Here is a 26,453-nt window from a genome sequence, read left to right on the forward strand (position 1 = left end):
ATTCCAATAACGGTTACTGCCTGAATGCTTGAGCATACCCCTTTGTTTATGACAGTAGCCGTTGTTGCAGCCTTTCTGGTGGGCTTATCAAAAGGTGGCTTACCATCTGTCGGCACACTTTCAGTACCACTGATGGCGTTGGTGATCTCACCTGTAACGGCAGCAGCGCTTCTGCTGCCGATCTATGTCGTAAGCGACATGTTCGGTCTCTATCTCTACCGTCATCATTTTTCGAAGCGTAATCTGGCGATCCTGACGCCAGCCGCGATTGTTGGCATCGGCCTTGGCTGGTTCTTCAGTTCGCACCTTTCAAGCACGTTCATTGGAATGCTGGTGGGGCTTGTCGGTCTCTTCTTCTGCTTCAATGTCTGGTTTGGCGCAAAGTACCGCCGTCAGGCGCGCAAAGCCGATATTCCCCGTGGCACCTTCTGGGGAATCATAACCGGTCTTACCAGCTTCGTTTCGCATTCCGGCGCACCACCATTTCAAATGTATGTCCTGCCGCAACATCTCGAAAAGCTGGTCTTCGCAGGCACTTCGACCATTCTTTTTGCAATCGTCAATGCGGTTAAGCTCATCCCTTACTGGCAGTTGCAGCAGTTTTCCAATCTCGACTGGTCACTCGGTCTCTGGCTTTTGCCTGCCGCTATTATCGGTACGTTCGTTGGCGCAAAGCTCACACGCATCATGCCAGATGGCCCGTTTTTTCTTTTGGTGCAGCTCACGCTTTTCGGTCTTTCAATCAAGCTGATCGCCGACTGGGTTCTGCCATTCCTCTCGGCCTGACGGGCACTTGCCAGCCGCATTTGCATAAGCCACTCTGCCCGTGAGGGAGGATGCGGGTATGAAAAATGCGGATGCGATCATAATTGGTGCGGGCCTTGCCGGGCTTGTGGCAGCACATGAACTGACAAGTGCTGGCAGAAAGGTCATTCTACTTGATCAGGAAGGCGAAAATTCGATCGGCGGACAGGCCTTCTGGTCGCTCGGCGGCCTATTCATGGTGGATAGCCCCGAACAACGACGTCTTGGCATAAAAGATAATCTCGACCTCGCCCGCCAGGATTGGCTCGGATCTGCACAATTTGATCGCCCGGAGGATCATTGGCCGAAACAATGGGCAGAAGCCTATCTGCAATTTGCAGCGGGCGAGATGCGTTCCTGGCTGCACAGTCTAGGTATGCGATGGTTTCCAGTCGTTGGCTGGGCAGAGCGCGGTGGTGGACAGGCCCATGGCCATGGCAATTCGGTTCCACGTTTTCATGTAACGTGGGGAACAGGGCCAGGCGTGTTGGCTCCTTTTGAGCGCCTTATGCGAGAAGCAATCTCTAGCGGCCTGCTGACACTCAAATGCCGCCATCGCGTCAATGAGATTGTAACAACCAATGGGCGAACAAGCGGCGTGCGCGGTGATATCTTGACGCAATCGACCGTCGAGCGCGGGCAATCATCATCACGCGATGTTGAGGGCCAGTTCGAGCTTACAGCCAATTGCGTGATTGTCACCTCGGGCGGCATTGGCGGCGATCCAGAACGTGTTCGCAAGGCATGGCCGCGTGATCGCCTTGGCAATCCACCTCAGAATATGGTGCTTGGTGTACCTGCGCATGTGGATGGGCGCGGCATAGACATCGCCCTCGCCGCTGGCGGGCATGTGATCAATGGTGACCGCATGTGGCACTATACGGAGGGGCTCCGAAACTGGAATCCGATATGGCCCAATCACGGCATTCGTATTCTTCCGGGACCATCATCCATGTGGTTCGACGCGGAAGGCAACAGGATGCCCTCACCTTGCCTCCCCGGCTTCGATACACTCGGCACCTTGAAGCACATCCTCGCAACGGGGCATGAATATTCGTGGTTCATACTGACCGAAAAAATCATTCGCAAAGAATTCTCGCTTTCCGGTTCTGAACAAAACCCCGACCTGACCGGCAAAGACTGGAAACTGCTTATCAAAAGCAGACTAGGCAAAGCCCCGCCCCCGCCAGTCAAAGCATTCATTGATCATGGCGAGGATTTCGTCACGGCGAATAGTCTTGACGAGCTTGTGGCCAAGATGAACAAGCTAACCGACAGCGAGCTGCTGGATGCAACACATATCCGCAACCAGATTGAAGCACGCGACCGGGAAGTCAGCAATCGCTACTCCAAGGACGCGCAAATCATGGCCATCCACAATGCGCGATCCTATATTGGCGACAAGCTGACCCGCGCTGTCCCACTTCATGCTTTGCTTGATCCAGCCAATGGTCCACTGATTGCAGTCAAACTTAATATTTTGACCCGGAAAACGCTGGGCGGACTGCATACTGACATTAACGCAGCGGTTTTGGACAAGAACGCCGCGCCGGTAGCTGGCCTTTATGCAGCTGGCGAAGCAGCAGGCTTTGGCGGCGGCGGTTATCATGGCTATAATGCGCTAGAAGGAACTTTCCTTGGTGGCTGCATCTTTTCTGGACGAACAGCGGGACGTGCTGCGGCAAAGATGCTCTGATGGTTCACCTGTGACGGAACCAGAACCACCAACCCTGCGTTCGTTAAACAATGACGTCATGGAGGCAAATCACTATGGTTGAACTGGTCAACAATATCGAAAACATCGAATTCATTATCGCCAAGGCGCGCGAATATGATGTGCAGGTTCCGGCGGTCGATGAAAACCCTGGTTCCAATGCTTCCGATGACGGCGATATCGATATTCTCGATGCTTCGCTTGATAATCCGACGCGCAAGGAGCTTGTCGCCGCAATTCGTTCTCTGAATGAAGACGAGAAGGTTGAGTTGTTGGCTTTAGTCTGGGTTGGTCGCGGGGATTTTAGCGCTGAAGAATGGGATGACGCTCTTGCGACCGCAAGTGATCGTCACAATGGACGCGAAGCGAAGTACCTGCTCGGCATACCGCTCTTGGGCGACTACATAGAAGAAGGTTTGGAAACGCTCGGCATCGAGTTTGAAGCCTACGATAATGAATAAGAAAAATTGATGTTTCCATTGATCGTTGTGTTTTGACGGCGTCGTAGCTGGCGGTTAGTCTGCGCGGCAACTAGGGAAAACGGGTGGTTCGCCACCTTGAAGATAAAATTCAAAGCATTGGAGGATTTCATCATGCTTCAGAAAAATCTGGATCAGAAAACGGATTTCTATATCGACGGTGCATGGCGGTCCCCGCTTGAAGCAAAGACCATAGAAGTCATCAATCCAGCCAATGAGAAGCCTTATGCAGCGATTTCTGCTGGCTCTTCAGCGGATATTGATCTCGCTGTTGCTGCAGCGCGCAAAGCGTTTCCTTCTTGGAGCGAAACGCCTGCTGAAGAACGTATTGGCTATCTGCGCCGAATTGTTGAAATCTACGAGCGTCGCCTTGAAGAAATGGCCCATGCTATTTCCAAGGAAATGGGAGCTCCAATCAAGCTTGCGCGCGAATCCCAGGCTGCCGCCGGTCTCTCGCATACCAAGGCTTTCATCGCTGCTTTTGAGAATTTCGAATTCGAAGAAATTCTATCGCCAAAGCATCCTAATCAGGCCATTTTGCATGAACCCATCGGCGTATGCGGACTGATTACGCCATGGAACTGGCCGATGAATCAGATCGCACTCAAGGTTATCCCCGCTCTTGCTGTTGGTTGCACGGTCGTACTCAAGCCATCCGAAATTGCACCAATGTCGGCAATGCTTTTCGCCGAATTCGTCGATGAAGCCGGTCTGCCGAAAGGCGTATTCAACCTCGTCAACGGCGAAGGTCCAGTCGTTGGCGAAGCAATGTCACAGCATCCTGACATCGACATGATGTCATTTACAGGTTCGACCCGTGCTGGATCTGCAGTCTCGCGTGCAGCGGCTGCGACCGTCAAGCGCGTTTCGCTGGAACTCGGCGGCAAGTCACCAAATATCGTTTTTGCTGATAGTGATCTGGAAAAGGCAATCGAACGTGGTGTGAACCATTGCTTTGAAAACACCGGTCAGTCCTGCAATGCGCCAACACGTATGCTGGTTGAACGATCGATCTATGAACAGGCAGTCGAATTTGCCAAGAAGACTGCCGCCAAAACCGCAGTCGATGACCCGTCCAAGGATGGTGAACATATTGGCCCGCTGTCGTCATCAATCCAGTTCGAAAAGGTGCAGGCGCTGATCCAGAAGGGTATTGATGAAGGTGCGCGTCTCGTTGCAGGTGGCATCGGTCGACCCGATGGCATCTCCGAAGGTGATTTCGTCAAGCCGACCATCTTCGCCGATGTAAACAACGAAATGACTATTGCACGGGAAGAAATCTTCGGACCGGTGCTGGCGATGATCCCCTTTGATACGGAAGAGGAGGCCATCGCTATCGCCAATGATACGCCATATGGCCTGGCTGCCTATATTCAGACAGGCAGCCCGGATCGCGCAAAACGCGTGGCGCGTAAACTCCGCGCTGGCATGATCCAGATCAACGGAACTGCGCGTGCGCCAGGTAGCCCGTTTGGCGGCTACAAGCAATCCGGCAATGGTCGCGAAGGCGGCAAGTGGGGTCTGGAAGACTTCATGGAAGTCAAGCTGATCAGCGGCTAAGCGCAACGAATATGTCGAAATGAAAGCGCCGGGTTTCCGGCGCTTTTTTCCTTGTCCTGCCAGCTACTATAGGCGCCTATCGGTCACAAGGTATTCTAGGTATCGCATCGGTTGCGTGTGTCGACGACTACACACCAATTAACCGTCAAGTAGGCTATCCGTAAACTCATCCCAGCTTCAGGCTTGCGAGCCTTGGAAAACACTGGAGATCTTGATAGGCGTGCAACATCCGGATGCGGACGCAGTCGCCGTTTCAGATTGTTCTTCCTACTTCACGCAACCACGTATTTCTTGGATGATCCTTCACGCTGCTGCAATCTGCCGGACCACATCCATCTCATATATGATAAGGCCACGACATACCTTTAGTATTTTATGAGCATATCGTGATAAAATACTGTAATATATCGCATATACCGCTTCGTATTTTTATAGAAAATACCTCCTTGTCTTTACTTAATTCAGATCAGCGGCGAATGCATACCCTCTTGATAGGCTATACAGCATATTTCAAACAGCGCTCTAATGTACTTACACCACTGCCTTAGCGACCAAGGATTCCGTGAATAATTCCCTTGCCTGAACGCAACGACACATCTTGCAGAACCTGACCAGCTTTATGTTCATTGGTCCTTATCAGCAATCGCACTTCGACGGCTGGCGGTGTCGATCCGGATTTGCTCCACTTCAGCCGCCGATGTAGACAACAAAACAGAAGATTGCGCGCACACACCCACAGGCAATCAGTGTTGATGGCGTGCTTTCCAAAGTTCTTCCGCCTTTTTGTAAAACTGTCCGTAACTATCATTCTCCGCTTTGACGACAGTCATGAGCGCCATTGCTGTAGACGCGATTATCGTAAGCTCTGCACGCTCATCAATCGCGGCACCCGACCAGACGGCGAGCCAGTATTCGAATGAAGACAGGCTGGAATGTTTGTCGGTTCCTGCTTTCGACAAGGTTGGCAATGTGAGATCTATTTTCTGTCCGCCGAGCCATCTAAAAACCGTATGCGCATGGTGAGGCACCAGCTCCGCCACATCGCGGCTCGTCGACACAACCGAAACAGACTGCAAATCCAGGAGCGCCGCTGCATCGCGATGCAGCTCACGATAGGTCGGTTGAGTAACGCCAAGGAACGATGCGGAGAGCTTCATGGGGTTAAGCAGATGCGCAAGGCTGTTGATCGAAGATCTCGAGTGAAACAGAGGATAAAGCGAGAGCAGCGCGTGAACCTGCGGTGCAAAACCAGCTAATGGCATGAAACAGATGCCATGCGCTTGCAAAGCACTTTCAGCCAAAGATAGTGAACCTGTAACCGGGATGTTGACGGATTCTGCCGCAAGCTCCAGCTTTCCGGAAAGCTCGCCAGTTCCGCAATTGCCATGCAATACGACGGGATAGCCCGCGCGTGCAACAAGGATCGCCGCCAACATAAACCATGGAGACTGATGCGAATTCGGTGAAAGATATGCAGGCCAATCGAGTGCTGGTCCACCTAATTCAGCCTTTGTCGAGTAGTATTTTCGAGCTGCATTAGCCATCCCGGCAAGTTCAGGCGCCGTTTCACCTCGATAATGAATAAGTCTCAATAAAGCACTGATTTGCATAGGGTCTGCCTCACCCGCAAATATCGTGGTGAAAGCATCTTCTGCTTCGAACATTTCGAGTGGGCGCGTGTGACCAACCTTGCGTCCCGTGATCGCAATATATTTTGCAAGCCGCCGGACAGGGTCATTCTCATCCTGAATATTGGCAAATTGTGCTGCAAGCTGTTCAGGTGTCGGATGGTTTTCGAGCTCTACCACTTTACGAATACCAAGCGGCGGAGGCGCAATGATAGCGCTTGCCCTCTCCCAGCCCTGTTTTCTTTTGCAATGCGTTTCCACTGCATCCCTGCCATCGAAGCTCATAAGCGCTTCAGCTTCATTGGCCAGTCTGCGCAAACGGCCACGTAAAGCTTCAGCTTTTGGGGTTGCAATCATGTTGCGACCAGAACGAACGAGGATCGGGTCGTCGAACTTCTCTCGGATTTGTCCAAGTAGCCGGCTCATGGCCGCAATACTCAAACCCATTTGTTTTGCAGCGCCACCGACACTGCCTTCCACAAGAAGTGAATCCAGTGCAATGAGCAATCTCAGTTGCCCCAGTTTCAGGCTCTCGCCCGCCACTTTCTCAACCTCTGCCTGCGTTTTCATTCGCTTGCCCGACATTGCTCCGACATCCGTTCAGTTGCGTTTTCTGGAACTTGGAACTGTTATAAATCATGATGATTGACGTCACGTTATTGCCATACATAAGGAGAGCTGAAAACTCAACTTTAAGGGTGATATTTATGACCAGCTTGTTTCGGGGATTGCGTACCAATGGTTCGCAGAACAGGCAATTGGCCAGCGGATCGTTTTTTGCAAAAGCCATTCTTGCGGGCACATGCCTTTCGACAGCACTCATTCTAAGCAGTGTAGCTTCTTTCGCACAGACCGCGACCAACGCGGAAGAAGAAGCCGCGAAAAAGAAACAGGCTGGAACCCAGGCGACCGAACAAGTAAACGCGGCCGGTGGTATCACGCTCAATCAGATCGTTGTTTCGGCGACGGGTTTCGAGCAGAACATCACCGATGCGCCAGCGAGCATTTCGGTTGTCCCGGGTGAAGAACTTGAGAAAGGCTCTTATCGCGATCTCGGCGATGCATTGCGCGACGTTCAAGGTGTTGCTGTGACGGGGGCTGCAGCAGAACGTGATATCTTTATTCGCGGACTTCCGGGAACCTACACGCTGATCCTCGTTGACGGAAAGCGTCAAAGCACGCGTGATGCGCGCACCAACGGCAACTCCGGTTTTGAACAGAGCTTCCTGCCGCCAGCCAACGCTATTGAACGCATCGAAGTTATTCGTGGCCCGATGTCATCGCTTTATGGTTCCGACGCCATGGGTGGGGTGATCAACGTCATCACCAAGAAGGTTTCGGACAAGTGGAGCGGTTCGCTGAGCTTCGACACCACGGTTCAGCAGCACTCGAAGTTTGGTAATTCGCTACAGGGCTCATACTACATGACCGGCCCTCTCGTTCCCAATTTGGTTGGCGTGCAGCTGTGGGGGCGCGGTCTCAAGCGTCAGGAAGACAAGATCATCAGCGGCACGCCTGAGCAACGCGATATCGATATCACCGGTCGTGTGACGATTACGCCGAACGCCGATCACGACATCGTTTTTGAAGCTGGCAAGACGCGCTTGCGCCGCGATTCATCGGTTGGAAACACGATCAACCCTGTAGCCACCGGCAGCACCGCACCGCTCGACACTTATAATATGAACGACCGAAACCACTGGTCGATCAGTCACACAGGCCGCTGGGGTCCAACAACTTCCGAATTCTCTTTCATGCAGGAAACTGCTCAGAGAACAAACTTTACCTGGAACAATGCTCGCGGTGATTTTGTAGAAAGCCTGCGTTCACCGCATATCCGCAACTCTACACTGGACGGCAAGTTCACCACGCCGTTCGAGCTTTATGGCAACCACACGCTTGTAACGGGCGGTCAGTTCATCGAGGGCACCCTGACAGATCAGAATCCGGGCCGTCGTACAGGCTTGGACGAAGAGTTTACGATCAAGCAGTGGGCGCTTTTCGCTGAAGATGAATGGTGGATCACTCCAGACTTCGCGCTAACCGGCGGCCTGCGCATGGATCACCACGAAATCTATGGTTCGCATTGGAGCCCTCGCGGCTATGCAGTCTGGCACGCCACGGATCAACTGACCCTTAAGGGCGGCATTTCAACCGGCTTCCGCGCACCTGAGATTCGCACTATTGCACCTGGTTATGCTTACACGACTGGCGGCGGCAACTGTACCTATGGCCCGACTGGAAACTGCGGCGTCATTATCGGTGATCCAAACCTTCAGCCCGAAAAGAGCACCAGCTATGAAGCCAGTGCACTGTGGGACAACCAGCAGGGTCTGCGTCTCGGTGCGACCTACTTCTACACCGATTTTAAAGACAAGATCGCCAGCAACATTCAGTATGACCCAATCACAGGTCAGCCACTGCGCTGGGCCCAGGACCCGAACTACGTTCTCTATTACAGCTACAACATCGATGAAGCTACAATTCAGGGTGTAGAACTGACGGCAGATTGGGAAGCGACTGACACGATTAAGCTCCGCGGTAGCTATACTTATACCGACTCAGAACAGAAGACCGGCGAATACGCAGGTCTGCCTCTGGCTCGTACGCCAAAGCACATGGCAAACATCCGTGCAGATTGGGAAACGCCAGTCGACGGTCTGACTGCCTGGGCGGCTGGTAACTATCACGGCCCTGAAATCAATGCTGGTCTGCGTATCGGTACCGTGGGTGAGCCATATGCCTATAACAGCAGAGGTCAGGTCATCGCCCGAAAATATAAGGGCTATGCCACTTTCGACCTGGGTGGCTCCTATGAATTCAGCGAGAATGTCACGCTCAATGCTGCCGTCTACAACATATTCGACAAAAAGGTCACAGTGGACGAAATCAACAACGTGGTTGAAGGCCGTCGTCTCTGGCTCGGCATGACGTCACGTTTCTAACGCACATTATGACGCCAGCTGATTTTAGGGCTGGCGTCATTTCTTTATGGAATGGATGCTCTCGTGAGCCAGACAAAGAACTTAGTCTTAAAGGTATGCCTCATGTTCGGATGCATTCTCGTGAACGCCTCCGCACATGCCGGAAAGCCACAAGTCGACTCCTTTGATTTGCAGGCGAACGGCATCGACTATCGAATCTTCGTGGCTGCACCCGCTGAAAAAGCGCCTGCCAGTGGCTTTCCCGTTGTCTATATGAGTGATGGCAACCGGATGTTGCCAATCGCAGCCAAACTGATGGAAGATAGTCCTCGGCTCAACGCGGTGTTTGTCGGCATCGGTTATCCAACCGAAGACAAGGACGAAATTGTCCGCCTACGCTACTTCGACCTTACGCCTCCGACACCAGACGAGTTGATCCCTGTTCAGACCAATATTCCGAAAACTGGCGGTCGTGACGCGTTTTTCGATTTTATTGATCATCAGGTAAAAGCCGAAGTCGAAAAGCGTTTTGCTATCGACAAAAACAAGCAGGCTCTTTTCGGGCATTCGCTGGGTGGCCTTTTCACGCTTTATGCGCTCTTCAATCATCCGGATTCATTTCAGACTTATGCCGCCGCAGACCCATCGATCTGGTGGAATGGACGCTCGATTCTCACCGACAAGGATCGGTTTGTGGAGGCATTCAAAGCCGATCCGAAACCGATGCGGCTGCTTGTTGAATCATCCGGCAAGCGCGGCGAACGCCCAGGTCAGTCAAAAGAAGATACTGAGCGTCTGAAGAAGCTGCGCGGCGGACCTTCGGGTACAGACATTCAGACCGAGTTGAAACAACTTCCGGGCTTTGAGGTCGCCTATCGTCGCTTCGACAACGAAAGCCATGGTTCGATGATACCGCTTACGGTCGAAGATAGCTTGAAATTCATCCTGCTCAATGAGAGCCCAGACGAACAAAACAACTGAATTGTGGTCTTCCGGCTTTGACTGGAAGAAAACCGGACTATAAAGCACAAGATTGACGAAAGGATTGAACGCCATGCTGAAAATCAGCCGACATTTTTCCCGTCTGTTTGGCGCAGCACTTGTTGCCACAGCCCTTGCCTCCGGCGCGAACGCTGCTGATGTGGCAGTCAAACACGCCCAAGGCGAAACAACGGTTGCGACAAATCCTGAAAAAGTCGTGGTGTTCGATTTTGCAACGCTCGACAATCTTGATCGCCTTGGCGTGAAGATCATCGGTGTTCCTGGCAGCATAGCTTTCCCGGAATATCTCAAGAAATACGACGGCGCAGATTACACGAAAGTCGGCACGCTTTTTGAACCTGACTATGAAGCGGTCAATGCAGCCGAACCAGACCTGATCATTGTCGGCGGTCGCTCGGCTGCAAAATATGGTGAGCTCGCAAAGATTGCATCGACCATCGATCTGACTGTTCCAGCCAAGGAATTCATTTCCGGAACCGAAGCCAATATCGAAAAGCTGGGCCAGATTTTTGGCAAGGAAACCGAAGCCAAGGCTGAAGTCGACAAGCTCAATAGCGAACTCGCAGCACTGAAAGAAAAGACCAAGGGCAAAGGCAAAGGCCTGATGATCCTGACGTCCGGCGGTAAAATCAGCGCCTATGGTCCGGGTTCACGCTTCGGCGTATTGCATGACAGCTTCGGCGTTGAACCCGCAGCACCCGATCTTTCTGTTGGCAATCATGGCCAGCCAGTCAGCTCAGAATTCATTCTTGAAACCAATCCGGATTGGCTTTTCGTGCTCGACCGCGATGCAGCCATCGGTCGTGAAGGCACCTCTGCCAAACAATTGCTCGATAATGAACTCGTGCGTCAGACCAACGCCTGGAAGAACGATCAGGTCGTCTATCTGAACGCGCAGAACTGGTATCTCGTTGGCGGTGGCCTTGGTGCGCTTCACAACACGATCCAGCAGCTTTCAGCGGCTTTTGACAAAGCGAAATAATATCTTCTGACCCAGTCATTTCGGGCCGCACAATTTGTGGCCCGATTTCATGACAAGGCAAGAGAACAGGAATTAAGCGTGAAGGCACTTGCCGCAGCTATCGTTGTTGTCGTCATACTGGCTTTTATCAGCCTGTTTATCGGCGTCAGCGATGTATCGCTCACTACACTGTTTGGCGCAAATAGCACCGATCGGGCGGCAGAAGTTATGTTGGTCAGCCGGATACCTCGTACGCTAGCAATCATTCTTGCCGGCATGTCGATGGCAGTTGCTGGAATGATCATGCAGATGCTGACACGCAATCGTTTTGTTGAGCCATCGACAGCCGGAACCGTTGAATCTGCAAGCCTCGGCATTCTGCTTGTCATTCTGTTCGCACCTGACACACCAGTTTTCGGCAAGATGCTGGTAGCATCCGTTACGGCCCTTGCTGGTACAGCCCTTTTCCTGCGCATCCTGCGCAGCATTCCATTGCGTTCGGTGCTCGTTGTGCCACTTGTTGGCATTATGCTGGGCGGCGTGATCAGCGCTGCGACGACCTTCATCGCTTATCGCTATGATCTGCTGCAAGCGCTCAATTCATGGACAACCGGCGACTTCTCGGGCGTGCTGCGCGGTCGTTATGAGTTGCTGTATCTTTCATTCGCCCTCACCGTCATCGCATATATTGCCGCTGATCGTTTCACAGTCGCTGGCATGGGCGAAGATTTCACGACCAACCTCGGTCTCAACTATCGCCGCGTCGTGACCCTCGGGCTTGTGATCGTGTCTATGGTCAGCGCCAGCGTGGTCGTGACGGTGGGCATGATCCCTTTTCTGGGCCTCATCGTACCAAATGTGGTCAGCATGTTCATTGGCGATAATATGCGCCGTGCTGTGCCGTGGGTGGCCGTGCTTGGTGCGGGACTGGTGCTTGCCTGCGATATCGTCGGGCGCATCATCCGTTTTCCCTATGAAATCCCCATCGGCACGATGATGGGCGTCGTTGGCAGCGCGATCTTCCTCTATCTGCTTTTGCGTCGGGGATCGCGCCTTGCTTAAACGTCCCTGCTTCATCATCACGGTTCTTTCGATCCTCGTCATTATTTCCTGCGCAGCCTTCATGACACTGGGAGCCAAGGGCAGTTGGTCATTCATATTGACTTTCCGCGGCACCAAGCTTGCGGCAATGGTGCTGGTTGCCTATTCGATTGCTGTCTCGACAGTGCTGTTTCAAACTGTCACCAACAACCGCATTCTCACTCCCTCCATCATGGGGTTTGATGCGCTTTATATTCTGATCCAGACTTTGGCAGTTTTCGCCTTTGGCGCTATCCATGTGAACGGGGTCGGTCCAAATGGCCGCTTCTTCGCCGAGACGGCAATCATGGTGGTCTTTGCCAGCACACTTTATGCTTGGCTGTTTTCAGGTGCGGCACGCAGCCTGCATCTGGTCATGCTTGTCGGCATTGTGTTCGGTGTCTTCTTCCGAAGCCTCTCCAACCTCATGCAACGCATGATCGACCCGAATGAATTCGCCGTGCTTCAGGACCGTTTCTTTGCAAGCTTCAACAGCGTCAACGCGGATATTCTGTTGCTCGCAGCAATTATCGTGGCAGTGGTCACGCTTTACGGCCTGCGTTTTCTCAATGTCTTTGATGTTTTATCGCTGGGACGCGATCCGGCAATCAATCTGGGCGTCGATCATAGCCGCGTTGTGCATCGCATTCTGCTGATCGTCACGATCCTTGTTTCCGTCTCAACCGCACTCGTTGGCCCTATCACCTTCTTCGGCCTGCTTGTCGCCAATCTGGCTTACATGATTGCTGGTTCATCCAAGCATCGTATCGTGCTGCCTATTGCTGTATTGCTCGCAATCCTATGCATTGTCGGCGGACAAACCATTCTTGAGCGCGTTTTCTCGTTCAATACTGCGCTCAGTGTCATCATCGAGTTTCTGGGCGGGCTCGTCTTTATCATCCTTCTCGTCAGGGGAAACGCACGTTGATCGAAATAAACCAGGTCAGTAAATCCTATAGAGATGCGATCGTCGTTGATGATGTGACGCTGCAATTGCCCGCACGTGGCATAACGTCGATCATCGGACCGAATGGTGCTGGAAAGTCCACCTTGCTTTCCATGGTCAGCCGCCTACTTCCCATGTGTAAAGGCCGCATTACCGTCGATGGGCTGGATGTATCGACCACGTCGGGTGATGTGCTGGCAAAACGACTTTCGATCTTAAGGCAGGACAATGCCATTAACTCGCGCCTCACAGTGCGCGATTTGGTGACTTTCGGGCGTTATCCGCATTCCAAGGGCCGCCCAACACGCGAAGATCTCGACCACGTTGATCAGGCAATCGGCTATCTCGAACTTGAAGAGCTAGGCAACCGTTTTCTCGATGAGCTTTCGGGCGGACAGCGCCAGCGCGCTTTCGTGGCGATGGTTCTCTGCCAGAACACAGATTACGTTCTGCTGGATGAACCGCTCAACAATCTCGACATGAAGCACTCCGCTTCGATGATGAAACTGCTGCGGCGGGCGGCAAATGAACTGGGCAAGACAGTCGTGCTGGTGCTGCACGACATCAATTTCGCATCCTGCTATTCCGACCATATCGTTGCGATGCGCAAGGGCAAGGTCGTCCATCAGGGATCACCGGAAGAACTCATTCAGCCGGATATTCTGCGCGATATTTACGAGATGGAGATTGCCGTCGAAATGATCGGCGGCAATCGCATTGGCATTTACTATCTTTAGAGCGCCGATCCGATTAAATCGGCTCAACGCTCTAAAATTTTCTTTAACGCGCATCTTTTCCGAAAACCGTTACACACTTTTCGGGATGCGCTTTTAGTTAGGCAATCGGCTCGCTCGGAAAGAGCAGCTGCAAGGCTTCATAAGCCGAGAGCACGGTTTCCATCTGCGCCGTATGGCCTTTGACAAAGGCATCGCCATAGATGGTTTCGTCCGGATATTCGGTAATCAGCGTCAGCGGAACTGTGTGACGATCATCAACACCGACCATACATGGGAAGCCGTTGATAATGCGGAAACCTGTTTCGCCTGCATGTTGCTCGAAAAGCTTGATTTGCGCATCGTTGTAATCAAGCAGACCATCGATGGCACCAAGATGCCTGGTCACATGATCCATCAGCTGTTCGGCTTCTTTCTCCCACGTCGCATGATGGCGAATAATCAGGAAGAAGCCTTTTGGCAACGTCCACATTGCAAAGGATCGTGGAACATATCCAGACAGCGGGCGTGTCCATTCATGCGACGGATAGCCATGCAGATTGACATGCAGCTTCGCATTGGTGCGCGCCTCCGCCTCTACACGGATTGCTTTCTCAAAAAGCCCCTCGCCGCTGCGATATTCAAGATCATCGCCAAGAGCCGTATAGCGCGACGCGTGATGCATATGATGTGGCTGCAAAACGCACAGACGCTTATGGATTTCATACCCGTCCGGGTTTTCCTGCGGCGAGATCGTGAAGTGCGCGCCATCGCGTGCGCTAAGACGGCTTGCGGCACGCAACGCTCCGACGATGCCAGTTGTTTCATTGGCATGTTGCCCGGCACTGATCATCATCGCCGTTTCATGGCCCGAAACATAGGTCGCGCGCACGCTGCGACCTGCACGGGTCTTAGCTTCAAAAGGTGTGCCGCCAAGCTTTGCAATCTCTCTGCGGATCTGGTCAGCCGAAAGAGGAGCCTGCGCATTTTCCAGAACTTGCTCGGCAGTCAGCGCATCTGACGTTGCCAGCGGACGTGTTTCCACTCTAACGGTTGGCTCTGCATCACGGAAGCGGACTTCGGGTACGATCTGACCGGGCTGCAAGCCACGATCACCGACGGGGCGACCAGACTTTTTCTGGAAAACTTCGAGCAGCGAGAAATAGATATCTTCGTGCAGAGCTTCCGTCAGGCTCAGCGCTTCCTCATCATAGGCAATGCGTCGATCAGTGATCGGCAAGTTGACCGAAATGTTCAGCTCTTCAAAATAGGGCTCGCCCCTGCCCCAGTCATGGGTGGCAATGGTCGAAATCGTATCGTGAAATAGCTTTTCATAAGCGGTTTCAAAGCGCGCGTTCTCACTGCTACCTTCATGTTCGACAATTAGCCAGCCCGTTGGTGAGACGAGCGTTTCGCCGATAAAATCTTCATGCACGCGATTGGGTGCGAAAACACGGTGACTTTCATTGCGGCCATCGGCAAATCTCAGATCGACTTCGTAAAAGAAATCGTCGTTTCCGGACGCACTGAAGCTGATCAGCGCTTCTGGTAGGAGTGCTGTCAACGGGTAGGTTTCCAGCAGAAAACGGTTCTCTACGCAATTGTCATGGCGTGGATAGCGAATTGTTGCAGCCGTTAGTCCTGTCCCATTCACTTCTTCAAGAAAGAAATGCAGAAGCGGTTTATAGGATGAACGAACACGCGCATCGATGCCCGCTTCGCGCAGCTTTGTTTCAGCAGCAAAGCGGCTTGGCTGGTCATCGAACAGCCAGACCTTCACTTTCGCGCCACGCATTTCCGGCTTTGAAAGGCGTTCGATCAGTAAATTGATTGAACGCGGATAGGTCTTTTCAAATATCACGCTCATCGCGAGGTCCTGCCGGTTGGATCGAGGCTGTCACGCAGCCAGTCTCCCAGAAGGTTGAGACCAAGCACCGTGAAAAGAATGGCAAGACCGGGGAACAGGCTTACCCACCATGCCGTCTGGAGATAGGTGCGGCCATCGGCCAACATTCCACCCCAGCTTGGAATGGTTGAATCAATGCCAAAGCCAAGGAAGGTCAGGCTGGATTCAAGCAGGATGTTGTTGGCGACATTAAGCGTCATCAAAACGATGACCGGTCCGAGCAGATTTGGCAGCAGGTGCTGGAAAATGATGCGCCAGTCCTTCACGCCAATAGCGCGCGCAGACAAGATGAACTCGCGCTCGCGCAGCGATAGCACTGAGCCGCGCACCAGCCGGGCATATTGCACGCATTGTGAAACAATCAGCAGGATGATCGTGTTGACCAGTCCACCGCCAAGGATAGCCATGAAGGTGATGGCAAGCAGGATAAACGGCATCGCAAGCTGCACATCGACAAAGCGCATGAGGGCCATATCCCAAAACCCGCGATAATAGCCTGCAACCAAGCCCATGATCGTGCCGATGATCACCGAACCAATGACGGAGATGAAACCCACAAAAAGTGAGATTTTGCCGCCGATAACGACACGCGCAAGCACGTCTCGGCCGAGAGGGTCAGCACCGAAAATATGAGCCGGATTGACGAATGGCGGCATCAGACGTGCCATCAGGTCGATCTTGTTCGCGCCTGCTGGAAACAGATAGCTCGAGAAAATGACCGCCAGACAGATGGTGCCAGTGAGAAGAAAACCAACAATAAATTCCAGACTGGCAAAGCGGGAATGCTGGAGTGTTGAGGTTTTGGTCGCCACTTTAGTCGCCATAGGCTCTACTCCGTACGAATTCGCGGATCGACAAGGCCGTAAGCGATGTCCACCAGAAGATTGACGCCGATAATCAGCATCGAAAGGATTGCGATTGTTGCCTGCAAGACGGGATAGTCGCGTCCGGCAACCGCATCGAATGCAAGCGTGCCCATACCCGGCCAGTTGAAGACCCGTTCGACCACAACGATACCGCCCAGGAGGCCACCGAACTGCAAACCGATATAGGTAATCAGCGGAATAGCGCAGTTACGCAGTGCGTGCTTATAGAGCACCTTGTTTTCGCTCAGGCCCTTAGCGCGAGCCACCATGATATATTGCGACTGCAGCGTTTCGAGCATCGACGTGCGCACGAGGCGGATGTTGGTTGCAGTCAGAATAATGCCCATGGTCAGCGCAGGCATCACGAAGCTAGCTATACCGCTCATACCACTTGGCGGTAGCCATTGGAGATAAATGCCGAACAGCAGAACCAGCATCGTCGCAAGCCAGAAGTTCGGGAAAGACAGACCGACGAGCGAGCAGATTCGAATGAGCTGATCAGCCCATCTACCACGTGATACTGCCGCCTTGATGCCAAGTGGCACCGAAATCACGATGGAGACGAAAAGTGAGGCAAAAGCCAGCATAAGCGTGGCTGGCAGCGCACTTCCAACTAAAACGGAAACCTGTGTACCACCAAGGAAGCTGCGTCCAAGATCAAGTGTGAACAGACCTTTGAGAAATTGCCAATATTGAACAAGAAATGGTTGGTTCAAACCTAAACCCTCGCGGATGCGCTCGAGATCGGCTTCCGTGATACTGCCAGCACCTTGCGTCAACATCAGCGCCGGATCGCCAGTCAGGCGGATCGCATATGCGACAAGCAACGTCATTGCGATCAACACGAACAATGCTTGCAAAATTCGTTTTATAAGAAATCCAGCCACCAGAGCGCCTCCGAAATGCAGCGACAAGCCGATGAACGGCTTGCCGTATCAGTTGGTTTAATCGACGGTTACGTCGGTGAGACGCAGACGGCTATCTGGAACAGGCACGAAGTTTTTCACGCGCTTGTTGACGCCGAAGATTGCCTTCAGGTTGTAGAGCGGCATTTCGAGCGCGCGCTCGGCAGCATAATGCGCAATTTCCTGAAGCAGCTTTTCACGTTCGCCACGGTCGAGAACCGAACGCTGTGCTTCAAGCATCTTGTCGAGCTTTTCATCCTTGTCGTACGGGTTCCACTTTTCACCCGAATGGTACATCGAGTAAGCGGTATTATCGTAATCGAAGGTCCAACCACCCCATGCCTGCTGGAACATGGCACCCGTTTTGCCCTGTGGGATGATGTCATTGAGCAAAACATTCGTGTCATAGGGCTTGATGGTTGCATTCACGCCAACCATCTGCAGGAAGCTTGCGACTGCTTGCGCAACTTCGTTGAAGCTCGCATCCTGACCGCGCACGTCAATCTGCACCGTTGCTCCGGGCTGAACGCCTGCTTCTTCAAGCAATTTCTTAGCCTGTTCAGGATCATAAGGCAGCGGCTTCATATTTGAATCGAAACCAAACGACAGTGAACCCTGGAAGCTTGCGATCGCTTCAGCCTGCCCGGCAAGGATCGATTGGATGATCGCATCGCGATCCACAGCCATAATCAACGCCTTGCGAACTCGTTCGTCCTTGGTAATGCCATCTACGGTGTTGAAACGCAGTGCATAAACTGTAGGTCCAGAGGCTGTGACTAGTTCAAGCTTTGGATCGCCTTCGATCGTCGGGATCATTCCGATTGGGATAGTTGGCGGAATGACCAGATCAACGCGACCAGCTTGAAGCTCGGCTACAGCTGTCGAAGGCTCAGTAATGAAGCGATATTCAAGTTCCGAAAGCTTCGGAGCACCACCCCAATGGTCAGCAAACGCTTCCAGCTTGATGTTGACCTTTGGCTCATAGGATACAAACTTAAACGGGCCAGTACCGACTGGATGTGTGTTGAAATAATCATCACCCTTCTCGGTGATGTATTTGGGTGGAACAATCATCGCGCCGTAACCAGCAAGCTTGCTGATCAACACTGGATCTGGCGTCTTGAGGTGAAAATCGACGGTCTTTTCGTCGATGATCTCGACCTTTTCGATTGCGATATAGTTGGAACGCTGCGGACCTTTCGCGCCTTCCTCACCAAGCAAACGATCAAAAGTGAACTTCACCGCTTCAGCATTGAATGGCTCGCCATCGTGAAACTTCACACCTTCACGCAAATTGAAGCGGATACGCTTGCCTTCGTCGAGTTCTTCCCACGACGTTGCCAGACCCGGTACGATTTTCAGATCAGGACCACGATAGACAAGACCGTCAAAAATATTGGTTGCGACCGACGCCCAGTTGACGAGGAACGTATCAATTGGGTCCCAGCTGCCCGGGTCCTGCGGCGACGAAACGGTGAGCTTGCCTGCGGCGAAAGCTGGTGCCGTTGCGATCACAGCTGCTGACAGGACAGAAGTCAGAAGAGCAGCTTTCAGTGCTTTCCTTATCATTATTTTCCCCTTTGGGTTTAGTTGAAGCATTTCCAGCAAAAGTTTGAAGCGGTTTTGCGTTGAATAATGCGATAAAAAAGCAGCCATATCTCAGGCGCTTTCGGCGACGAAATGGCCCGATGAAACCTCGCGGTGATTGTAGATCGTCGGTTTGTCGTCGATCCGGCGCGTCGTGCTTGGAATTTCTCCTTCAAGCGCTGCGCGTTCGGTCCGTGCCGAAGGATCGGCAACCGGCACAGCTGAAAGCAGGCGTTGCGTATAAGGATGCGTCGGCGTTTCAAAAATCTGACGACGTGAGCCAAGCTCCATAATCTGTCCAAGATAGAGCACAGCAACGCGATGGCTCATCTTTTCAACCACGGCCATGTCATGGCTGATGAAGAGATAAGCCAACCCATGTTCTTTCTGCAGATCCATAAACAGGTTGATAACCTGCGCCTGAATGGAAACATCGAGCGCCGAAAGCGCTTCATCAGCGATGATAAGCTTAGGCTTTGAAGCAAGCGCACGCGCAATACAGATGCGCTGACGCTGACCGCCGGAAAATTCGTGCGGATAGCGCGAAGCGTGTTCCGGACCAAGGCCAACGCGTTCCAGTAGTTCCGCCACGCGCGCATTGATCTCCTTGTTGTTGTCAAGAAGGCCGTGGGTGCGGATCGGCTCTGCAATCGAGAAGCCAACAGTTTTGCGCGGATCGAGCGAGGCAAACGGATCCTGAAAGATATATTGCACTTCGCGGCGCATCTTATAGCGCTCCGAGGAACTCATCTGCGAATAGGCTTTGCCATTAAAGCGGATATCACCGGAAAGCGGCGACTGGAGTTGCTGGATCGTGCGGCCGATGGTCGACTTGCCTGAACCGGATTCACCGACAAGTGCCAGGGTCTCACCCGGATAGATGTCGAAAGCAACCTTCGAGACCGCATTGCAAACATGGGTGACTTTGCCCAACATGTTCTTCTTGATCGGAAAGCGCACGTAAAGATCATCCACAGCAAGAAGCGGCTTGTCGCTATACCGTGCCGTGTCCTGAATACGCTCTTCACCCGACAGAACAGGTACGCCATCGCGCATCACCATGACCGGCATACGCTTCGGGAACGCTTCGCCCGTCATGCTGCCAAGTTTCGGAACTGCCGACAAAAGTGTCTGTGTATATGGATGCTTTGGCGCGTCGAAGATGCGGCCAACCGGACCTTCTTCAACCTTTTTGCCCTTCCACATGACGACAACGTCATCCGCCATTTCAGCCACCACGCCCATATCGTGCGTGATGAAAATGACAGCCATTTCAAGCTCTCTCTGCAAATCTTTGATGATATGCAGAATCTGCGCCTGAATGGTCACATCAAGTGCGGTGGTCGGTTCATCAGCGATAAGCAGCTTCGGACGGCAAGCAAGTGCCATCGCGATCATCACACGCTGGCGCATACCGCCAGAAAGCTGGTGAGGATAACGCTTGAGAAGCCCTTCAGCATCTGGCAGGCGCACCATTTCCAGCAGCCGCTTGCCTTCAGCCAGAGCAGCACTCTTCGCCATGCCTTCATGCAGCATCAACACTTCAGATATCTGGTTGCCAATGGTGAAGACCGGGTTGAGCGATGTCATCGGCTCCTGAAAGATCATCGCAATGTCTTTGCCGCGAATGCCACGCATTGCTTTCTGATCGGCTTTCAGCAGATCGCGTTCACCGTCAGGACCATTGAAAAGAATACTCCCCTTGGGGAATTTCGCGCCGCTCATATCGGCAAGGCGCATGATCGAAAGCGACGTAATCGACTTACCCGACCCTGATTCACCAACGACAGCCAGCGTTCGGCCAGGAGCAACCGAAAAACTTAAATCATCGACGACCCGACTGGCGCCGAATTCAACACTGAGGCCCTCGACCGTCAGCAGAGGTTTTGAAACAGATAAGTTCAACTCGGTTCCGTTCAAACTTGTAACTCTCTTATAACGTGATGGCAGACCGGGTGGCCTGATTGAAGGCACCCGACATGAAGCGCAATAAGGCGGCTACTTCAGATAGGGTTTCTTCAGACGGCCGTGCATTCGCAGTGGACTCAACCAGAAGGCGTTCGCGAATCTGCGCATAGCGAGCACACGCTTCAGCGCCCTTCTCCGTTATTTTGACCGTCTTTTCCTTGGATGCCTTACCGGTGGTAAGCAGGCCCGCTTTCTCAAGCTTGCGGATCGCATAGGTTGCAATATGTGTGTCTTCGATATCGAGCACGAGACAGATATCGGCCAGCTTCTTCTCGCGTCCGCGATGACGGATTGAATGCAGGATCAAAACTTCAATCGGAGAAAGCCCCGGCAGATCGGCAGCTGCCATGCAGCGAACCATCCAGCGAGAGAATGCGTGCGAAGCCAGAATGAGGCCGTATTCGACCTCTGACATGCCAGGCGAGCCGCCTTCTGCAAGGTGCGCAGACGAAACAATCGGCCCTAGAGAAGCAACAGAGCGTAGATGCTTTGGAAGAGAAACTTCATCGAAGCTCTGTTCTAGCATCTCTATGGGCGTTTCCGCCATTAACTCCGAGTCTCTTTTATTCCCCATTATTGCTGCTCCCTTATTTTTGTGAATTTTATGTCACCATCTTATCGACATTTTGTCAATAAAGTGGAAGTATGAAATTCTGAAAAGATTTTAAAATGCACTGTCTTCATGCATGAGGGAGCCAATAATGAGCGGAACGGGAAGTGGCGTGTGGGACTTCTGGATTGATCGTGGCGGCACATTTACCGACGTCATTGGACGCGATCCGGGAGGCACTCTGCATGCACGCAAGGTTCTCTCCGAAAACCCTTCAGCCTATCGCGATGCAGCCGTTCACGGCATCCGTTTGCATCTCGGCCTCAAGACGGGTGAGCCGGTTCCGGCTGGGTTGATCGGCGAAGTGCGCATGGGTACGACCGTTGCTACCAATGCGCTTCTCGAGCGCAAGGGCGAGCGGCTGGCACTTGTCACCACCAAGGGCTTCCGCGACGCTCTGCGCATCGGATATCAGGAACGCAAAAACATCTTTGCAACCGAGATCATTAAGCCGGAATCGCTGTATGACAGCGTAACCGAACTTAATGAGCGTATCCACGCCGATGGGACTGTCGAGCAGGCACTTGATAGCACTGAAGCAGAAGCAGCACTCCGTTCGTTGAAAGATCAGGGCTATAAATCTATCGCGATTGCCCTCATGCATGCCTACAAGTTCCCGGCGCACGAAGCTGAAATCGCACGCATTGCCCGTGAGATCGGCTTCGAGCAGGTTTCAGTTAGCCATGAAGTCTCGCCGCTGATCAAGTTGGTGGGTCGTGGCGACACAACAGTCGTCGATGCTTATCTGTCACCAGTCCTTCGACGCTATGTCGCACAGGTTTCCAACGAACTCGACGTTCAGCGCACCGGCGCACGCGTCATGTTCATGATGTCTTCTGGCGGCCTTACGGCAGCTGACTTGTTCCAGGGTAAGGACGCCATTCTTTCCGGCCCAGCTGGCGGTGTTGTTGGCCTTGCACGCACAGGCGAGACGGCGGGATTTGGACAGGTCATAGGTTTCGATATGGGCGGCACATCGACTGACGTTGCCCATTTTGATGGTGAATACGAGCGCGCATTCGAAACGGAAGTTGCTGGCGTTCGTGTCCGCGCGCCGATGATGCTGATCCACACTGTTGCTGCTGGCGGCGGCTCGATCCTGCATTATGATGCCGGGCGCTTCCGCGTGGGCCCGGATTCAGCAGGCGCCAATCCTGGCCCAGCCTGTTACCGAAATGGTGGCCCGCTTGCTGTTACTGACGCTAATGTCATGCTCGGCAAACTGATCCCTGATTATTTTCCGGCTATCTTTGGCCCCGAACAGAACCAGCCGCTTGATGTGGAACGCGTTCGCACGCTTTTTACTGCTCTTTCTAATGAAATTGGCGACGGCCGCTCACCAGAATCGGTTGCCGATGGCTTCATTCGCATTGCTGTTGCGAATATGGTCGAAGCGATCAAGAAGATCTCCGTACAGCGTGGCTATGACGTCACCCGTTATGCATTGAGCTGCTTTGGCGGTGCTGGTGGCCAGCACGCCTGCCTCGTCGCAGATGCACTTGGAATGAAGAACATTCTTCTTCATCCAATGTCCGGCCTGCTCTCCGCTTATGGCATGGGCCTGGCCGACATTCGCGCCACTCGGCAGAAGGCGCTCGGCGTGTCGCTCGATGCATCCGCTCCAGCAGCACTGAAAGCACTTGGTGAAGAACTGGTCTTGGAATGTGTGGCAGAACTTGCGACGCAGGGCATCGAACAAGCCGCAATTCAGCGTCATCTTCGTGCGCATATCCGCTACGCAGGCACCGACACGGTACTTTCCATCGAAGCAACCTTCCCTGCCGAGGACGATTCCGATCGTCTGCGCAGCGAATTCGAAACCGCGCACAAGCGCCGCTTCGGCTTCATTGCAGAAAATAAGGCACTGGTAATCGATGCGGTTGAAGTCGAAGCAGTCGGCGGCGGTGCGGGAGAAACCGAGACCAGCCTGCCACTTGAAAGCGACCTTGAGGCTGAAACAGCCAAGCGCGCACGTTTCTTCTCGCAAGGTGATTTCCACGATGCTGGTGTCGTTATTCGCGAGCAGATTCAGCGTGGCCAGACCGTAACCGGACCTGCAATCATTATCGAAAAGAACCAGACGATCGTTATCGAAGATGGCTGGCAGGCACGCCTCACCAACTACGATCACATCGTTCTTACCCGCATCAAGGCTTTGCCGTCACGCAGCGCGATCGGCACTGAAGCCGATCCGGTCATGCTAGAGATTTTCAACAATCTCTTTATGTCGATTGCAGAGCAGATGGGCGTGACGCTCCAGAACACCGCCTACTCTGTCAATATCAAGGAACGTCTCGATTTCTCCTGTGCCGTATTCGACGCCGAGGGTAATCTGGTTGCCAATGCGCCGCATATGCCTGTGCATCTTGGTTCGATGGATGCTTCTGTTGCAACCGCAATCCGCGAGAACAAGGATATCAAGCCGGGCGACGTATTCCTGATCAACGCGCCTTACAATGGTGGCACTCACCTGCCTGACCTGACAGTCTGCACACCGGTTTTCGATGACGATAATCGCGAGATCCGCTTTTGGGTTGCAAGCCGCGGCCACCATGCTGATATCGGCGGCATCGCCCCTGGTTCGATGTCGCCGCTGGCGGTTAATATCGAGCAGGAAGGCGTCTATATCGACAACTTCAAGCTCGTTGATCGCGGCACCTTCCGTGAAGATGATCTTTCAGCTCTCCTGACCGGAGCAACCTATCCGGTGCGCAATCTAACGCAGAACGTCAATGATCTTAAAGCTCAGATTGCCGCCAATGAAAAAGGTGTAGCTGAGCTGAAAAAGATCATTGGTCTCTTCGGTGAAGACGTAGTGAAAGCCTATATGGGACACGTTCAGGACAATGCAGCTGAGAGCGTGCGCCGCGTGCTCGACAAGTTGCCTGATGGGCATTTCACCTACGAGATGGATCAGGGTTGCCAGATAGTAGTTCGCGTCACTATCGACCGTGATAAGCGCGAGGCGACAGTTGACTTCACCGGCACATCAGAACAGCGTCCAGATAACTTCAACGCGCCAGAACCTGTAACACGCGCTGCCGTGCTTTACGTGTTCCGCGTGCTTGTTGAAGGCGATATTCCGATGAACGCGGGCTGTTTGCGGCCGATCAAGATCATTGTTCCACAGGGATCGATGCTTTCGCCACGCTTCCCGGCAGCTGTTGTTGCGGGCAATGTGGAAGTCAGTCAGGCCGTCACCAACTGTCTGTTTGGCGCGACCAAAGCCATGGCAGCAGCACAAGGCACTATGAACAACCTGACATTCGGCAATGATGAATATCAGTATTACGAAACCATCTGCTCCGGCGCACCAGCCGGACCGGGCTTCAATGGTGCCGATGCGGTCCATACGCATATGACCAATTCTCGCCTTACCGATCCGGAAATTCTGGAAACACGTTTCCCCGTGCTTCTAGAAGATTTCCATGTTCGGGAAGGATCAGGCGGCAAAGGTAAATGGCACGCAGGCGACGGCACGAAGCGCACGATCCGTGCGTTGAAGACGCTCGGCTTCGCGATCCTTTCAGGCCATCGCCGTGTTGCCCCTTTCGGTCTGGAAGGTGGTGAAGCCGGTCAGACCGGACGCAACGAAGTTCGTCGCAAGGATGGTACTATTGAAGTGCTGGGCAACTGCGATCAAACTGTACTTGAAGCAGGAGAAGCCTTCACTGTCATAACGCCAACAGGCGGCGGATTCGGGAAAGCTTAATAGCAAAACATGCGAATTAAAAATGCCGCCGTGAGGCGGCGTTTTTATTGATGTTTAGAACCAGAAATTGCCAAATCGCTATATACGGATTCAAATTGCCATTAGTGACGTTAAATTAGAAATAATTTCTCTTAGCTGGGCAAAGACTGCGATTTTAGACGCTACGTTAGAATTAAATTCCTGTATTTTACGTCTCATCGAATATTTTTACAGGTGACCTTACAAATGAAGTTCGCAAAAATCCTCGCAACGGTCGGTGTTCTTAACGTAGCTCTCTTCTCGACCGCAATGGCGGGCGAAAACCTCGATGCCATCAAGTCAGCAGGCGTGCTGAAGATTGGCACGGAAGGCACCTATGCACCGTTCACCTTCCACGATAAGGACAACAAGCTTGTCGGTTTTGACGTAGAAATCGGCGAAGCAGTTGCCCAGAAGCTTGGCGTTAAACCAGAATTTGTTGAAGGCAAGTGGGATGGCCTGATCGCCGGTCTCGACGCCAAGCGTTATGACGCCGTTATCAATCAGGTTGGCATCACCGAAGAACGTCAGAAAAAGTTCAACTTCTCAAACCCTTACATCGTTTCCAAGGTCGTTCTTATCGTCAATGACAAGAATGATACGATCAAGGATTTCGCTGATCTGAAGGACAAGAAGTCCGCACAGTCGCTGACCAGCAATTACGGTCGCATTGCCAAGGAAGCCGGTGCTGAATTGGTTGCCACCGATGGCTTTGATCAGTCGATCCAGCTCGTTTTGACGGGTCGTGCAGACGCCACGCTCAACGACAGCCTATCCTTCCTCGACTTCAAGAAGCATCAGCCGAATGCACCTGTAAAAGTTGTTGCTGAAAAGGAAAATGCAGACGCTTCGGGCATCATCGTGCGCAAGGGCGATGACGATCTCGTCTCTGCAATTAACAAGGCGCTCGACGAAATCAAGGCTGACGGCACTTACGACAAGATTTCTCAGAAGTACTTCGGTCAGGACGTCTCCAAGTAAGTTTCGGATAAGTGCAATTTAGGAAGCCGGAACATGTTTCCGGCTTCCTTTCGTTGTGGCTATATAGAAATCTAACGAACACCTATCTC

The 26,453-nt window shown here is 52.8% G+C and carries 19 protein-coding genes; 12 read left to right on the forward strand and 7 right to left on the reverse strand.

The features are described from left to right. Window positions 1-24: 24 nt before the first annotated feature. From KMS41_15340 to KMS41_15355, 4 genes are all read left to right on the forward strand, one after another. On the forward strand, window positions 25-786 hold the full coding sequence (locus KMS41_15340; protein ID QWK78896.1) for a sulfite exporter TauE/SafE family protein: 762 nt from the start codon (window positions 25-27) through the stop codon (window positions 784-786). Window positions 787-844: 58 nt separating this feature from the next. Then, complete coding sequence (locus KMS41_15345) at window positions 845-2,500, forward strand: FAD-binding dehydrogenase (protein QWK78897.1); 1,656 nt, start codon at window positions 845-847, stop codon at window positions 2,498-2,500. Between the two features lie 74 nt (window positions 2,501-2,574). After that, a complete protein-coding gene (locus tag KMS41_15350; protein QWK78898.1) occupies window positions 2,575-2,979 on the forward strand; it encodes a DUF3775 domain-containing protein in 405 nt (134 codons plus the stop codon). Between the two features lie 132 nt (window positions 2,980-3,111). Continuing rightward, window positions 3,112-4,557, forward strand: a complete 1,446-nt coding sequence (locus KMS41_15355) for an aldehyde dehydrogenase family protein (protein ID QWK78899.1) — start codon at window positions 3,112-3,114, stop codon at window positions 4,555-4,557. Between the two features lie 743 nt (window positions 4,558-5,300). Here the strand turns inward: KMS41_15355 and KMS41_15360 are convergent. Next, window positions 5,301-6,770 (reverse strand): glycosyl transferase family protein, encoded by a 1,470-nt coding sequence (locus KMS41_15360; GenBank protein ID QWK78900.1) that lies wholly within the window; start codon window positions 6,768-6,770, stop codon window positions 5,301-5,303. Between the two features lie 173 nt (window positions 6,771-6,943). Here KMS41_15360 and KMS41_15365 point away from each other — a divergent pair, with 173 nt between their 5' ends. The 6 genes from KMS41_15365 to KMS41_15390 all read left to right on the forward strand — a co-directional run bounded on the left by KMS41_15365 (window position 6,944) and on the right by KMS41_15390 (window position 13,835). Beyond that, complete coding sequence (locus tag KMS41_15365) at window positions 6,944-9,130, forward strand: TonB-dependent receptor (GenBank protein ID QWK80270.1); 2,187 nt, start codon at window positions 6,944-6,946, stop codon at window positions 9,128-9,130. A 102-nt stretch (window positions 9,131-9,232) separates the two neighbouring features. After that, a complete protein-coding gene (locus tag KMS41_15370) occupies window positions 9,233-10,090 on the forward strand; it encodes a prolyl oligopeptidase family serine peptidase (GenBank protein ID QWK78901.1) in 858 nt (285 codons plus the stop codon). A 73-nt stretch (window positions 10,091-10,163) separates the two neighbouring features. Next, window positions 10,164-11,093 (forward strand): siderophore ABC transporter substrate-binding protein, encoded by a 930-nt coding sequence (locus KMS41_15375; GenBank protein ID QWK78902.1) that lies wholly within the window; start codon window positions 10,164-10,166, stop codon window positions 11,091-11,093. A 78-nt stretch (window positions 11,094-11,171) separates the two neighbouring features. Further along, the gene (locus KMS41_15380) at window positions 11,172-12,134 is read left to right on the forward strand and encodes an ABC transporter permease (protein QWK78903.1); all 963 of its coding nucleotides are present in this window, start codon (window positions 11,172-11,174) and stop codon (window positions 12,132-12,134) included. Beyond that, the gene (locus KMS41_15385) at window positions 12,127-13,080 is read left to right on the forward strand and encodes an iron chelate uptake ABC transporter family permease subunit (protein ID QWK78904.1); all 954 of its coding nucleotides are present in this window, start codon (window positions 12,127-12,129) and stop codon (window positions 13,078-13,080) included. Before KMS41_15380 ends, KMS41_15385 begins: the two co-directional genes overlap by 8 nt. Then, a complete protein-coding gene (locus KMS41_15390) occupies window positions 13,077-13,835 on the forward strand; it encodes an ABC transporter ATP-binding protein (GenBank protein QWK78905.1) in 759 nt (252 codons plus the stop codon). The genes KMS41_15385 and KMS41_15390 overlap by 4 nt, the downstream gene beginning before the upstream one ends. A gap of 97 nt (window positions 13,836-13,932) precedes the next feature. Here KMS41_15390 and KMS41_15395 read toward each other — a convergent pair whose 3' ends face one another. The 6 genes from KMS41_15395 to KMS41_15420 all read right to left on the reverse strand — a co-directional run bounded on the left by KMS41_15395 (window position 13,933) and on the right by KMS41_15420 (window position 21,590). Further along, window positions 13,933-15,678 carry a peptidase M14 gene (locus tag KMS41_15395; GenBank protein ID QWK78906.1) on the reverse strand — a complete coding sequence of 582 codons (1,746 nt, stop codon included), beginning with the start codon at window positions 15,676-15,678 and terminating at the stop codon, window positions 13,933-13,935. After that, complete coding sequence (locus tag KMS41_15400; protein QWK80271.1) at window positions 15,675-16,529, reverse strand: ABC transporter permease; 855 nt, start codon at window positions 16,527-16,529, stop codon at window positions 15,675-15,677. The genes KMS41_15395 and KMS41_15400 overlap by 4 nt, the downstream gene beginning before the upstream one ends. A gap of 17 nt (window positions 16,530-16,546) precedes the next feature. After that, window positions 16,547-17,470, reverse strand: coding sequence for an ABC transporter permease (locus tag KMS41_15405; protein ID QWK78907.1), 924 nt, complete (start codon window positions 17,468-17,470; stop codon window positions 16,547-16,549). 57 nt (window positions 17,471-17,527) lie between these two features. Then, window positions 17,528-19,057, reverse strand: coding sequence for an ABC transporter substrate-binding protein (locus KMS41_15410; protein QWK78908.1), 1,530 nt, complete (start codon window positions 19,055-19,057; stop codon window positions 17,528-17,530). Between the two features lie 90 nt (window positions 19,058-19,147). Then, a complete protein-coding gene (locus KMS41_15415) occupies window positions 19,148-20,995 on the reverse strand; it encodes an ABC transporter ATP-binding protein (GenBank protein ID QWK78909.1) in 1,848 nt (615 codons plus the stop codon). 13 nt (window positions 20,996-21,008) lie between these two features. After that, window positions 21,009-21,590: a winged helix DNA-binding protein gene (locus tag KMS41_15420; protein ID QWK80272.1), complete on the reverse strand. Its 582-nt coding sequence runs from the start codon at window positions 21,588-21,590 to the stop codon at window positions 21,009-21,011. A gap of 139 nt (window positions 21,591-21,729) precedes the next feature. On the opposite strand from KMS41_15420, the gene KMS41_15425 reads away from it, so the two are divergent. Together KMS41_15425 and KMS41_15430 are read left to right on the forward strand one after the other, a co-directional pair. Continuing rightward, window positions 21,730-25,365 (forward strand): hydantoinase B/oxoprolinase family protein, encoded by a 3,636-nt coding sequence (locus tag KMS41_15425; GenBank protein ID QWK78910.1) that lies wholly within the window; start codon window positions 21,730-21,732, stop codon window positions 25,363-25,365. A gap of 225 nt (window positions 25,366-25,590) precedes the next feature. Next, the gene (locus tag KMS41_15430; protein ID QWK78911.1) at window positions 25,591-26,364 is read left to right on the forward strand and encodes an amino acid ABC transporter substrate-binding protein; all 774 of its coding nucleotides are present in this window, start codon (window positions 25,591-25,593) and stop codon (window positions 26,362-26,364) included. The last annotated feature ends 89 nt before the right edge of the window (window positions 26,365-26,453 follow it).

Origin of the sequence: Ochrobactrum sp. BTU1 (genome assembly GCA_018798825.1) — a bacterium.
Classification (GTDB): Bacteria; Pseudomonadota; Alphaproteobacteria; order Rhizobiales; family Rhizobiaceae; genus Brucella.

Coding starts and splice junctions, on each gene's coding strand:
- KMS41_15340 (QWK78896.1), top strand. CDS start 25: ATGCTTGAGCATACCCCTTTGTTTATGACAGTAGCCGTTGTTGCAGCC.
- KMS41_15345 (QWK78897.1), top strand. CDS start 845: ATGAAAAATGCGGATGCGATCATAATTGGTGCGGGCCTTGCCGGGCTT.
- KMS41_15350 (QWK78898.1), top strand. CDS start 2,575: ATGGTTGAACTGGTCAACAATATCGAAAACATCGAATTCATTATCGCC.
- KMS41_15355 (QWK78899.1), top strand. CDS start 3,112: ATGCTTCAGAAAAATCTGGATCAGAAAACGGATTTCTATATCGACGGT.
- KMS41_15360 (QWK78900.1), bottom strand. CDS start 6,770: ATGTCGGGCAAGCGAATGAAAACGCAGGCAGAGGTTGAGAAAGTGGCG.
- KMS41_15370 (QWK78901.1), top strand. CDS start 9,233: ATGTTCGGATGCATTCTCGTGAACGCCTCCGCACATGCCGGAAAGCCA.
- KMS41_15375 (QWK78902.1), top strand. CDS start 10,164: ATGCTGAAAATCAGCCGACATTTTTCCCGTCTGTTTGGCGCAGCACTT.
- KMS41_15395 (QWK78906.1), bottom strand. CDS start 15,678: ATGAGCGTGATATTTGAAAAGACCTATCCGCGTTCAATCAATTTACTG.
- KMS41_15410 (QWK78908.1), bottom strand. CDS start 19,057: ATGATAAGGAAAGCACTGAAAGCTGCTCTTCTGACTTCTGTCCTGTCA.
- KMS41_15420 (QWK80272.1), bottom strand. CDS start 21,590: ATGGCGGAAACGCCCATAGAGATGCTAGAACAGAGCTTCGATGAAGTT.
- KMS41_15425 (QWK78910.1), top strand. CDS start 21,730: ATGAGGGAGCCAATAATGAGCGGAACGGGAAGTGGCGTGTGGGACTTC.
- KMS41_15430 (QWK78911.1), top strand. CDS start 25,591: ATGAAGTTCGCAAAAATCCTCGCAACGGTCGGTGTTCTTAACGTAGCT.